Source organism: Aerococcus viridans (assembly GCF_002871935.1).
Taxonomy (GTDB): Bacteria; Bacillota; Bacilli; order Lactobacillales; family Aerococcaceae; genus Aerococcus; species Aerococcus viridans_B.
On sequence record NZ_PNHQ01000030.1, the window covers coordinates 1 to 11,795 of the forward strand.

Genomic DNA, 11,795 nt, shown 5'->3' on the forward strand with positions numbered 1-11,795 from the left:
ATAATGGAAATGAATGATAAATAAAAAAACCAAGCAATCAATGATTACTTGGAAATTATTCTCATCAGTCCGATTTGACGAAGAGCCACAAAAAACCACTAAATGATCACAACATAAATTGTAATCGTTTAGTGGTTTTATATGGCTCATTTATTGTTATAGGAAACTATCGCCTACAGTAAAGTTTCCAAATGTACATCCGGATACTTTCCTTGGAACCAATTTACGGCAAAAGTATTCTCGAATAAGAATACTGGGTTTCCATGGATGTCTTTACATAGTAAGTTACGACTTGATGACATCTTAGGATCTAATTCTTCCTCAGAAATCCAACGCGCAATCTTATTACCCATTGGTGACATATCTACTTCAGAATTATATTCATTTAATAAACGGTATTGGAAAACTTCAAATTGTAGTTGACCAACAGCACCAATAATGTATTCTTCAGAATGCCATGTTCTATAAAGTTGAATTGCACCCTCTTGTACTAATTGTTGCATACCTTTATGGAATGATTTTTGTTTCATCACATTTTTAGGTGAAACTTTCATGAATAATTCTGGTGTAAATTGCGGTAATGGAGGGAAAGCAACGGCTTTTTTACCTGTATAAATAGTATCACCAATTTGGAAGTTACCAGTATCATATAAACCGATAATGTCTCCGGCTACAGCCTTTTCAACGTTTTCTCTAGAATCAGCCATAAATCGCGTGGTATTATTTAATTTAATTTTCTTGTCTGTACGGGTTACTTTAACATCCATACCTTCTTCAAACGTACCTGATACAATACGTACAAAGGCGATACGGTCACGGTGACGCGGATCCATGTTAGCTTGGATTTTAAAGATAAAGCCAGTTAATTCAGTATCGGTTGGCTCAACTTCTTCACCTTCATCAACAGTATCCACTGCTGAAGGTGCTGGCGCAAAATCAACAAAAGCATCTAGGAAAGTTTGCACACCAAAACCAGTTAAAGCCGATCCGAAGAATACTGGCGTTAATTCACCAGCAGCAATTGCTTCTTTGTCAAAGTCATTACCAGCTTCACGCATTAGTTCTGCATTTTCCAATGCTTCAGTATAAATTGAAGATTCTTTGAACTTATAGTCACCTTCAACTTCGCCCGCCTCATTTAAAGGAAGAAAATCATTGTCTCCATTCTCTTCAGGGTGGGTTAATTCAACGCGATTGTTGTAGAAGTCGTATAAACCTAAGAATTGTTTCCCCATACCCATTGGCCAGTTCATTGCATAGGCATCAATAGCTAAAACTTCTTCTAATTCAGCAACAAGGTCCATTGGTTCACGACCATCACGGTCTAATTTATTCATAAAGGTAAAAATTGGAATTCCACGCATACGACAAACTTGGAATAATTTTTTCGTTTGTGGTTCAATCCCTTTACCCGAATCAATCACCATCACAGCCGCATCTACAGCCATCAAAGTACGATATGTATCCTCTGAAAAATCCTCATGTCCCGGCGTATCAACCAAGTTAATTTGGTAGCCATCGTAGTCTACTTGCATCACTGATGAAGTAACTGAGATTCCACGTTGTTGTTCGATTTTCATCCAGTCTGATTTAGCAAATTTGCCTGATTTCTTCCCTTTAACAGTACCAGCTTGTCGGATAGCACCCGAATATAATAATAATTGTTCTGTAATTGTCGTTTTACCAGCATCCGGGTGGGAAATGATGGCAAAGGTGCGACGTTTTGCTACTGCTTGTTTTAAATTCATCCTATTCATCCTTTTTTCTTTATTTTATCAACTATCTATATATCTTCTCATTGACTATATGTTAGTCATATTATTTGGTTCAAGCTATCTTATTTAATCCTCGTTTTGTTGGGCTAGACCTTGATAGTTGTATGACAGATCATTAAATATGCCTTTCTATAATACCATATGCGTCAAGTAATTTAAAATTGCAAATTACATAATTATTATGCATGCTTGTGTTATAATGATGCTATCATTTTCAGCACTAAGTTCATTTTGTATTGAAGGAGCAATGGTATGAAGACCGTTTGGACCAATGATATTCATTCAGAGTCCTATAGGGACGCTTTAAAAGTTAGAAAAGGAGTCTTCGTAGACGAACAAGGTATCGATATTGACGAAGAAATCGATAAGTATGAAGCTGATTGCTTGCATATGGTTGGCTATAATAGTGATAACGAACCTGTTTATACAGCACGTTTACTCGCATTAACACCCAATGTTGCTAAATTACAACGTGTGGCGATCGACAAGCATTACCGTGGTCAAGGTTTAGGCCGTGAATTAATGGCTGTTGTGGAAGCTAAAGCACTTGAAGAGAATTTTTCACAAATTATTTTAGGTGCACAAGAACATGTGATTGGTTTCTATGAAGCAATCGGCTTTGAAATAATGGATACACCTAAATACATGGATGCAGGTATAATGCATGTCGATATGGAAAAAAGTATCAACAGTATCAATAAATGAGTGCTAGAATAGCACTTCCCAATCAAAAAAGCTGCCCTATCAACAACGAATAGGCGCAGCTTTTATTCTATGATTATTCTATTTAAGCTTCATCTAGAGATTTATACTCTACTGCTAAAGCACGTTTAACAGCCGGACGATCATTAATACGATTCGCCCATTCAACCACATTTTTATAAGATTCAGCATCTAAAAATTCTTTAGAACCATCATACAGTTCACCTAAAACTAAGCGACCATACCACGACCAAATTGCAATATCTGCAATCGTATACTCATCACCAATAATATAATCACGATCGGCTAATATTTGGTCTAATAAATCTAATTGGCGTTTTGTTTCCATTGTATAACGATCAATTGGGTATTTTAATTTTTCAGGTGCATAATTAAAGAAATGACCAAAACCACCACCAACAAATGGCCCAGCCCCTATTTGCCAAAATAGCCAGTTCAATGTTTCTGTTCGACCATGAATATCTTTAGGAATCAAATGACCAAATTTTTCAGCTAAATATAATAAAATTGAACCAGATTCAAAGATATTTAAAGCTGGTTGTTGACTTTGGTCTACTAATGCTGGAATTTTAGAGTTTGGATTGATTTTTACAAAATCAGAACCAAATTGATCACCCTTACGAATATTAATTAAGAATAAATCATATGCTGTATTTGAAACACCTAAATCTTTCAATTCTTCTAGCAAAATAGGAATTTTAATACCATTTGGTGTAGCTAATGAATATATTTGTAAATCAGTTTCACCGACTGGCAATGTTTGTTCAAAGCGGCTACCGGCAGTTGGGCGGTTACCACCTAAATTTTTGCTTTCTGTTGCTTCATTTTCCCAAGTCCAAACACTTGGTACAATATATTCACTCATTGAATCGCTCCTTCTTAAACACTATTTACTGCCCTAAATATACCATGACAAATTAGGAAAAGTTAAATCATCCGCTCATTTTCACTAGCAAATTTACGTAACTATCATATAATATAGAATTAAAGGAGGCTATTCACTATGCCTAAACAAAAAACTTTTATTATGTTGAAGCCTGACATATTAAAACGTGGCTTGATGGGGACCATCATTTCGCGCATTGAAGATAAAGGCTATCAAATTGAACGCGCCCAAATCATGGATTTAGATAAACAAATGATAGCACATCATTACGCCCATTTATTAGATGAAGATTTTTATCCTAAACTTGAAGCTTATATGCTTTCTGGCCCAGTGTTTGCCATGGTAGTAACTGGTGAAAATGTCATTACTGGCATGCGCCAATTGATTGGTGCGACCGATCCAAATGAAGCTGAATCTGGTACTATCCGCGCTGATTTCGCCAAGAATGTGACAGAGAATGCTATCCACGGTTCGGATACTGAAGAAAATGCGGCTATCGAAATCACCCGTTTCTTCAATAGTTATGAATAATTAACAAAAAAGAGCTTTCACTAGCCAGTTATCCCAGATACTATTGGAGATTAGCCAGTTAGTGAATGCTCTTTTTTATCATTATAATTTTTATACTAATTGGTCAGCTGCGGAAAGAATAGCGTCATAATTTGGTTCATCACGCATATCTGTCACAATTTCTATATATTGAATTTGATTTGTATCATCTACTAACAAGACTGTTCTAGCAAGTTTACCATACTCCACCATTTCAAGTCCTGAGGCTTTTGCAAAGTGACCTTCCTGATCAGATAGGTACGTCATATCGACATTATTGGCTTGGCACCAGTTGGTAATATCAGCAGGATCATTATTACTAATGGTTAGTATTGGATATTTTCTTTCTTTGGCAAGTGCTGCAAAACGATTTGTTTGTATATCACAAGTCTTGGTATTAATATCAGGAACGATAGAGATGACCGTTAACCCTTGAATAAAGTCTCCCAATTGAACAATTTCTTGATCACGGTTTAATAAGTCTACTAGGGGAAGTTGATCCCCCTTTTGTAATGGTTGTCCTGCTAAATGAATGATTTGATCGCCTCTTTTAATTTGCATACTATTCTCCTTTTCTCATTTCTTAAGCATCTTTCTTTTCTTGCCAAGAATCACTAATTTGTTCAATCACAAATGGGGTCACCTGATAAACATAGTAATTCAACCAATTGGCATATATTGTGTTAGCTGCTGTTCGCCATTTTAATTTTGGTGTCTTCTCTGGGTTATTACCGGGATAGTAATTTACTGGTAGATCAATTGGTTTACCAGCCTCAACATCTCGTTTATATTCTTTACCTAGTGTTTCAGCATCGTATTCCGCATGTCCAAAAATGAAGACGAAGCGTGAGTCAGTAGATTGCGCAATGGAGACACCGGTTTCTTCAGATCCAGCTAAAATTTCTAAATCTGCTGTTTCTTCAAATGCTTTTGTGGGCACCGTTGTGTGACGAGAATGTGGCATATAGAAAATCTCATCCATTCCACGAACTAACGAAACTTTTTTATCTCTTAACTCTTGCTCGTAGATACCAAATAACTTCTTATTTAAAGGTTTTTTTGTAATACCATAATGGTGATAGAGGGCTGCTTGCGCTCCCCAACAAATATGTAAGGTTGAGAATACATGATTATTTGACCATTCCATAATTGAAACCAACTCATCCCAATAATTCACCTTTTCAAATTCTAAATGTTCAACTGGTGCGCCTGTAATAATCATCCCATCAAAGTAGCTATCTTTAATTTGATCAAAAGTGCGATAAAACTCTTTTAAATGATTTTCAGAAATATGCGCAGCTTGATGAGATTGCATATGAATAAAGGTCACATTCACTTGTAACGGTGAATTACTTAATAAACGCAACAATTGCTCTTCTGTTGCTTCCTTTGTTGGCATTAAGTTGACAATAACCACTTCTAAAGTACGGAAGTCCTGCATAGTGGCACGACGTTCATCCATAACAAAAATGTTTTCTTGGGTTAATTTTTGTAATGCTGGTAAATCTTGAACTACTTTAATTGGCATTGAAATTCCCTCCATTTATCGCGATAAATAGTATCATTACTACCCTGATATTTTCCTTATTATTCTTCATCTCATAAAAAAAGTCCTTATAATACATACAGTATTATAAGGACGTTTAGCACGTGGTACCACCTTAATTCACGAACTCAAGGTTCGCCTCATTCGTACAGTCATACGAAGATAGATTATCGACTATCAATCGCAAGTGCTAAAGATTACATCATTCTACACTTGTCACTCCCAGACCATTTTCAATTGAAGTACTTGTACCTGCTCCCACCATATACAGGCTCTCTGTGCCAAATTTTCCAATTTACTTATCTTTTCAACGTGAGTTGTTTTTATTTTTATCATCAAGTTCTTATACTTATATAATCAAATATTAAAACAATCTATTCAAACTGTCAACCGTTATTGGTTATACCAATACTTATAAATAATAATCATTTAAGTGAACATTAGTGTAGAAAATTTAAGAATTGTGAAGCGATTGTAAAGTAAATTAATACTGACGTTAAGTCAGATAATGTTGTAATAAATGGTCCTGACGCAACAGCGGGGTCAAAACCTAACTTGTCCATTAAAATTGGAATCAATGACCCGGCAAGGTTTGCAACTGTGATAGCACAAAGCATCGATACACCAATTACACCACCTAAAACAAAGTTACTCTGCCAAATACCTACAACCAACATAATCACCAAGCCAGTTACGCCACCCGCAATTAGCCCTGTCAGAATTTCGCGTAAAATCATTGATCCCATAGTAGAACCTTCATCTTCTGGCGTAGCTAATTTACGAACTGCAACCGCTAATGACTGTGTACCGGCATTCCCTGATGTACCAGTAATTAGGGTAATAAATAACGATAAGGTTGCTACTTCTGATATCATATCTTCATATTGACTAATTAAGGTAGATGTCCCCATTCCTAGGAATAGCAAGGTAATCAACCAAGGTAAACGTGACTTCGCAGAATTCCAAGGGGAAGAATATTGCTCATCTACGTCTACCCCTGCTAAACCAGAGTAGTCTTGCATCGCTTCATCATTTAGAACGTCAATAACATCATCAACGGTTACAATACCAATCAATTCCCCTGTTTCTTCCACAACAGGAACAGCTAGGAAATCATAATCTTGGATTGTACGAGCAACATTAATTTGATTTTCATTAACATCCACCGATACAACACGATCGGACATTAACTCGTTAACCATCACATTACCATCATTCACGATCAAATCGCGAAGAGAAAGTACACCGACTAAACGGTTATCATCATCCACAACATAAAGATAATAGATAGTTTCCGCATTCGCTGCTTTAGCCCGCAACATCGTCATCGCTGACTTAACAGTTTGATTAGTTGTAATCGAAACGAATTCAGTGGTCATAATTGACCCTACCGTCTCATCTGCGTAATGCATCAACACTTTAATATCATCTGCAGCTGCTTTGGGCATCATATGCATATAGGTTCGTACTTTTTCCCCATTTAGTTCGTTTAAAATATCTACTGCATTGTCAGTATACATGTAGGAAAGAACATCTGCTGCATATTTATCATCCATATCATAGAGAAAAGTCAAAATACGGTCATGATCGTCTTCATCAATAATATCGTAAACTTCAGCCAAATCTTGCGGTGCTAAGTATTCATGTAACTTAATCCTCTCAGCTGGCTCCAATGAGAGATAAAGCTTTGCTTGGTCATAAGTATGATTTTTAAAAAATTCTTCTCTAAAACTTTCTTGATCATTATGTTGTAACGCCTCTGTGATACTTTCGTAGATTTCTTCATCTGTTGGTTGATTCAACTCAAAGATTTCTACTTCTTCATTTGCTGTTTCTCGATAATCTGAAACTTGTTTATCTTCATCGCGACTCATATTCTCACCCCTATGTCATTTGTGATATGTATAGTTTCTAGCTTTTTCAACGCATGCAACCCATTTTATTATAACCTATAGGTCAAAGCAAGCAGAAATATCTTCTGGCAACGGTGCCTCAATTTCAACCACTTCACCTGTAAATTGGTGTTTAAACTTTAAAGATTGACAATGTAAAGCTTGCCTTTGAATACCAAGTCCCATTTGCCCCCCATACAAGTCATCGCCAATTAAAGGTGCACCATTAAACGCAAAATGCACCCGTATTTGATGGGTGCGCCCAGTATGCAACTGTACTCTATACACTTTTAAATAACCCACTTCTTTAGACAACCAGTACTCTGTTAAAGCAGATTGTCCTGATTCATGGACACGTCTTTCAATAATTGAACGTGGACTCCTCGCAATAGGATCATCAATAAAACCGTGCTCAACATCACTGACCTTGCTATCTGTAATGGCAAGATACGTCTTTTCAAGCCCTTTTTGTTGCATTTGTTGGTCAATTAAACCATGTGCAAAAGCATGCTTAGCAAATAACATAACACCACTAGTATCACGGTCTAATCGCGTCACTACATGAATCACTTGGTTATCATAATTTTGTCGTTGATAATACGCTTTTAAAATGTTGGCCATAGATCCCTGTGGATTATATTGAGAGGGGATCGACGTAAATCCTGCTGGTTTATTGACTGCAATATAGTGGTCATCTTCAAACAAAATATCGATTGGTAAATGAATGGCCTCAATCATTTCTTGTTTTCCTTCATTCGGTAAAATGACCGTCACTTTATCGCCGACGGTCAATTGGTGACGGACATTTTTTTCTTGCCCATTTACTAAAATTTGACCTCCCTGAAATTTAATACGAGACAATAATCGTCTAGATATTCCGTGATGTTTCAAGAAGGTACGCGTTAACAAAGCTTCTTCAGCCTGCCATTCAAATACCATCATAAAAAATTGTCGACCTCTCCTTATTCCCTATACTAACTATTTTACCCTGAATTAAAATTAAGCTTAAGCTTAATTATTTTGATGTATTTATTTGATTTTTTCTTAATATTCTTCTTTAGGTAATTTTCGCTTTGGATAGTCGTTAATACCAATAAATGAATTTTCTACCCTATCCCAGAAATGCATATGACGGTAACGGGCAAAGTGCACCCGTTCCTTAGCTACCCGATACGTAATTTTTTCGACATTATTCAATGGTATATTTAGGTGATCTAGCGAAAGAAATACCCCTGTCATTTCATGCTCTTTAGATGGCTTCAAAACAATCCATTCATCTTTAGCAATCAGTAATGGACTTGCCAAAGACCGATAAACGCGATTATTAATAGAAGCAATTTCAGTCATTTGAATGGTATCTAAACGCGGATGGACAACCGCTCCCCCTAAAGATTTATTTAAACCAGTTGACCCTGTTGGCGTCGAAATGCATAAGCCATCCCCTTTGAAAAATTCAAACTTCTCTTCTTTAATAAAAATTTCACAGGTCATCGTGCCTTCATATCTTCTAATGGCAGACTCATTTAGGGTAATATGACGTATCACTTGTCCATCACTATACTGAATTTCTACTTCAAGCAAAGGATACGAGACACTTTCTCCAGAGTCATTACTCAAAGCTGCTAAAAATTCTGGTAATTCACTTTCTAGCCAATCTGTATAAAATCCAAGATGACCAGTGTGTATCCCCACAAAGCGAACAGTATCCAACTGATCTGCATAAGTATGGAACGTTTTTAACAGTGTCCCATCTCCGCCAACTGAAATGGCTAATTCAGGATTTACATCATCCAATTCAAACCCTGAATTGATACAAGACGCAAAAATCATATCGCGAATTTTTTTAGAATTTTCAGTGTCACTATATCGAACTGCCACTCTCATCTATGTACCCTCCACAATTGATTTTCTGTAACACGTCTACACACTTCCTATCTACTATAATCTATCAAAATATCCTATAGAGATGGCTTATGATTATCTTCTTTTCGATTATCTACTGAATTTGAAAGTTTCGTGTGTTGCATACTTTTTGAACTTTTGGTATGAAAATACTTCTGCGCTTCCTTAATTTCCTCACGAATTTCAGACATTTCTTCATCCAAACGAAAAGCCGCCTCAGCCGCTCTTTCAAGTCGTTGATGTAGTGCTAAGGGATAATTTCCAGCATATTTATAGTTCAACGAATGTTCAATGGTCGCCCAAAAATTCATAGCTAACGTTCTCACTTGAATTTCCACTAAGATAGAATCCGTACCTGTAATTCTTTCAATTGGATAAGCAATAACGATATGATATGACCGGTAACCACTTGCTTTCTTATGACTAATATAATCACGTTCAACAATAATGTCAAAATCTTTACGTTGATGAAGAATTTCAACCACGTGATAAATATCCTCTACAAATTGGCACATAATTCGGATACCACCGATATCTTCTATCACAGTTTCAATATTATGCGCGTTTAAGTCAGATATTTCTCTAAATTCAGCTTTCCTTAAAATACTGTCAGGTCTCTTTACCCGCCCAGTAACGAATTCGATTGGAGAATGGAGATTTGCTTCTTCAAACTCAGTACGAATCCCTTTAAACTTTACTTTTAATTCCTCGACAGCCTGTCGATACGGCGCAAGAAAACTATGCCAATCTTCCACCATTTGGTCACCCACTTTATTTAATTTACTTTCACACACATCCTGTATATTCTATCACAAAAAGGTATGATTTATAACAAGTAACGCAAAGATATCAATCATCCTTTGTCTTTTTTTTAGTCAAAAATGCATCATACCGCTAACCTCTTTTATTGTAAAAAATATGTAAACCTTGATATACTAAAGTTGAATAAGGAAAAGAGGCGATCCAATGGCAAGAAATTTAGAAATAGAATACAAAAATTTATTAAACCAAATAGAGTACGAGAAACTATTTAAACATTTTGGCTTTGAGGAAACTATCCCCCTAGTACAGGAAAATTTCTATTTTGATACTGCCAATGGTGAATTAGCTAAACGACATATCGGCCTACGTGTCAGAATTACTAATAGCTATGTACATTTAACGATGAAACAACCTGTTAAAGATCATCAAAAATTAGAAACTACAGAAAAGTTAACTAAAAGTGATGGAGATTCCATCAAAGAAAACGGTAAACTATCTCATGGAGGAGAAATTGAAAAATTCTTAGCCTCAATGGACATCTTGTTGGAAGATTTAATGGTTATTGGTCAATTTAAAACGATCAGACACCAACAAGTTGTCAAAGGACAAGATCTGGTTTTAGATCATTGTTTCTTTACTAATTTTGAAGACTACGAACTTGAAGTAGAAACAAATGACCCAAAAGTGGGACGCTCTTTTTATCAAAATTTACTGAAACAATTTCAAATTCCACAAAGACCAATCAAACAGAAAATTGTTCGTATGCATCAGATCCATGCTGATCTCTAAAGCTAAATTCAACTATACTGTGATTCGTTACTGATAAAATATTTTTTAAGTTGATAGATACAAATAGATTGCAGTTTTAGTGGGACCCTGTTAGAATTGGTGAGAAGTTACGAATACGAAGTAAATAAACAAAATTTTCAAAAATATGAGTAAAGGAGTAAAGTATGGCACAAAAAATTACTGAAAGGAATAACAGTAAAAAACTCACGCCAGGTGCCTGTAAACACAATCATGTGTTTGAAGTTTTCTTATTTGTTAACCCGTTAGGAGACACCTGTTTAAATAGTGAAGAAGAAGTGTTGAATTTTGTACGGCATACAGATAAAAAAGTGTACTTCCGCTTTATTACAACGTCAGATATGCAAACTTTTAACAACTATATTAAAACACTAGATAATCCCTTGTCTTTAAACGACCGTAACAGCTTATATCTTGCCCACCAAGAAGTCTGTAAGGGCTACAAAGCTGCTCTGCTTCAAGGTAAAAAAGTAGGCCGTGAATATTTAATGAAAATTCAAGACTATTATGGTCGTCAAGGCAATCCTTATTCCAAAGAAAAAATGTTAGAAATAGCAGGGACTACTCGTCTAGATATTGAAATGTGGTTACAAGATATTAACTCAGACCTTACACAAGAAAGTATCATTGTTGATGCAAAATTAGCCCATCAAATGCAAATTTCAGCAAATCCAACGGTTGTTATTTTCGATAACATCAATTACCAGTATGGTTTCAAATTAGAAGAGAACATCACGCTTGATAATTTAGAATATATAACTGATCAGATGATGATACATTCAGAAGAAGATATCAATCAAACATTTGCTAATAAACCGCAATTGACTTGTATCAAAAAATAAAGGCTCTACAATATATAGGACTGATGACTAAAAAAGTCATTGGTCCAATTTTTTTCGCAAAAAACGAGGATTCCATTATCATTAAGTTAACGACAACTAATAGATAGGAGA

The 11,795-nt window shown here is 35.7% G+C and carries 12 protein-coding genes and 1 other annotated feature; of the genes, 4 read left to right on the plus strand and 8 right to left on the minus strand.

The features are described from left to right. Positions 1-173: 173 nt before the first annotated feature. Positions 174-1,748, minus strand: a complete 1,575-nt coding sequence (locus tag CJ191_RS08605) for a peptide chain release factor 3 (RefSeq protein WP_168125788.1) — start codon at positions 1,746-1,748, stop codon at positions 174-176. Positions 1,749-2,027: 279 nt separating this feature from the next. Between CJ191_RS08605 and CJ191_RS08610 the strand changes: the two genes are divergently transcribed. Next, complete coding sequence (locus CJ191_RS08610; protein WP_070467985.1) at positions 2,028-2,480, plus strand: GNAT family N-acetyltransferase; 453 nt, start codon at positions 2,028-2,030, stop codon at positions 2,478-2,480. Between the two features lie 82 nt (positions 2,481-2,562). On the opposite strand, the gene yghU is transcribed toward CJ191_RS08610, so the two are convergent. Further along, the gene (yghU, locus tag CJ191_RS08615) at positions 2,563-3,363 is read right to left on the minus strand and encodes a glutathione-dependent disulfide-bond oxidoreductase (protein ID WP_070467986.1); all 801 of its coding nucleotides are present in this window, start codon (positions 3,361-3,363) and stop codon (positions 2,563-2,565) included. Between the two features lie 138 nt (positions 3,364-3,501). Here yghU and ndk point away from each other — a divergent pair, with 138 nt between their 5' ends. Beyond that, positions 3,502-3,915 (plus strand): nucleoside-diphosphate kinase, encoded by a 414-nt coding sequence (ndk, locus tag CJ191_RS08620; protein WP_070467987.1) that lies wholly within the window; start codon positions 3,502-3,504, stop codon positions 3,913-3,915. 90 nt (positions 3,916-4,005) lie between these two features. Here ndk and CJ191_RS08625 read toward each other — a convergent pair whose 3' ends face one another. The 6 genes from CJ191_RS08625 to CJ191_RS08650 all read right to left on the minus strand — a co-directional run bounded on the left by CJ191_RS08625 (position 4,006) and on the right by CJ191_RS08650 (position 10,031). Continuing rightward, positions 4,006-4,494: a redoxin family protein gene (locus CJ191_RS08625; protein WP_070467988.1), complete on the minus strand. Its 489-nt coding sequence runs from the start codon at positions 4,492-4,494 to the stop codon at positions 4,006-4,008. Between the two features lie 22 nt (positions 4,495-4,516). Beyond that, on the minus strand, positions 4,517-5,461 hold the full coding sequence (locus CJ191_RS08630; protein ID WP_070467989.1) for a homoserine O-succinyltransferase: 945 nt from the start codon (positions 5,459-5,461) through the stop codon (positions 4,517-4,519). 104 nt (positions 5,462-5,565) lie between these two features. Then, positions 5,566-5,799 (minus strand) — a binding site (T-box leader). Positions 5,800-5,919: 120 nt separating this feature from the next. Then, positions 5,920-7,353 (minus strand): magnesium transporter, encoded by a 1,434-nt coding sequence (mgtE, locus tag CJ191_RS08635; RefSeq protein WP_102199521.1) that lies wholly within the window; start codon positions 7,351-7,353, stop codon positions 5,920-5,922. A 75-nt stretch (positions 7,354-7,428) separates the two neighbouring features. Further along, positions 7,429-8,310 (minus strand): RluA family pseudouridine synthase, encoded by an 882-nt coding sequence (locus tag CJ191_RS08640; protein WP_070468017.1) that lies wholly within the window; start codon positions 8,308-8,310, stop codon positions 7,429-7,431. 105 nt (positions 8,311-8,415) lie between these two features. Continuing rightward, the gene (locus CJ191_RS08645; protein ID WP_102199522.1) at positions 8,416-9,255 is read right to left on the minus strand and encodes an NAD kinase; all 840 of its coding nucleotides are present in this window, start codon (positions 9,253-9,255) and stop codon (positions 8,416-8,418) included. Positions 9,256-9,329: 74 nt separating this feature from the next. Further along, complete coding sequence (locus CJ191_RS08650; protein ID WP_102199523.1) at positions 9,330-10,031, minus strand: GTP pyrophosphokinase; 702 nt, start codon at positions 10,029-10,031, stop codon at positions 9,330-9,332. Between the two features lie 208 nt (positions 10,032-10,239). Between CJ191_RS08650 and CJ191_RS08655 the strand changes: the two genes are divergently transcribed. Together CJ191_RS08655 and CJ191_RS08660 are read left to right on the plus strand one after the other, a co-directional pair. Beyond that, the gene (locus tag CJ191_RS08655) at positions 10,240-10,824 is read left to right on the plus strand and encodes a CYTH domain-containing protein (protein WP_102199524.1); all 585 of its coding nucleotides are present in this window, start codon (positions 10,240-10,242) and stop codon (positions 10,822-10,824) included. Positions 10,825-10,988: 164 nt separating this feature from the next. Beyond that, the gene (locus tag CJ191_RS08660; protein WP_102199525.1) at positions 10,989-11,684 is read left to right on the plus strand and encodes a DsbA family protein; all 696 of its coding nucleotides are present in this window, start codon (positions 10,989-10,991) and stop codon (positions 11,682-11,684) included. Positions 11,685-11,795: the final 111 nt, after the last annotated feature.

Excerpts from the sequence above, each read along its gene's own strand:
- CJ191_RS08610 (WP_070467985.1), top strand. The coding sequence starts at position 2,028 with ATGAAGACCGTTTGGACCAATGATATTCATTCAGAGTCCTATAGGGAC.
- CJ191_RS08645 (WP_102199522.1), bottom strand. The coding sequence starts at position 9,255 with ATGAGAGTGGCAGTTCGATATAGTGACACTGAAAATTCTAAAAAAATT.
- CJ191_RS08655 (WP_102199524.1), top strand. The coding sequence starts at position 10,240 with ATGGCAAGAAATTTAGAAATAGAATACAAAAATTTATTAAACCAAATA.
- CJ191_RS08640 (WP_070468017.1), bottom strand. The coding sequence starts at position 8,310 with ATGGTATTTGAATGGCAGGCTGAAGAAGCTTTGTTAACGCGTACCTTC.
- CJ191_RS08630 (WP_070467989.1), bottom strand. The coding sequence starts at position 5,461 with ATGCCAATTAAAGTAGTTCAAGATTTACCAGCATTACAAAAATTAACC.
- CJ191_RS08650 (WP_102199523.1), bottom strand. The coding sequence starts at position 10,031 with ATGGTGGAAGATTGGCATAGTTTTCTTGCGCCGTATCGACAGGCTGTC.
- CJ191_RS08625 (WP_070467988.1), bottom strand. The coding sequence starts at position 4,494 with ATGCAAATTAAAAGAGGCGATCAAATCATTCATTTAGCAGGACAACCA.
- mgtE (WP_102199521.1), bottom strand. The coding sequence starts at position 7,353 with ATGAGTCGCGATGAAGATAAACAAGTTTCAGATTATCGAGAAACAGCA.
- CJ191_RS08660 (WP_102199525.1), top strand. The coding sequence starts at position 10,989 with ATGGCACAAAAAATTACTGAAAGGAATAACAGTAAAAAACTCACGCCA.
- ndk (WP_070467987.1), top strand. The coding sequence starts at position 3,502 with ATGCCTAAACAAAAAACTTTTATTATGTTGAAGCCTGACATATTAAAA.
- yghU (WP_070467986.1), bottom strand. The coding sequence starts at position 3,363 with ATGAGTGAATATATTGTACCAAGTGTTTGGACTTGGGAAAATGAAGCA.
- CJ191_RS08605 (WP_168125788.1), bottom strand. The coding sequence starts at position 1,748 with ATGAATTTAAAACAAGCAGTAGCAAAACGTCGCACCTTTGCCATCATT.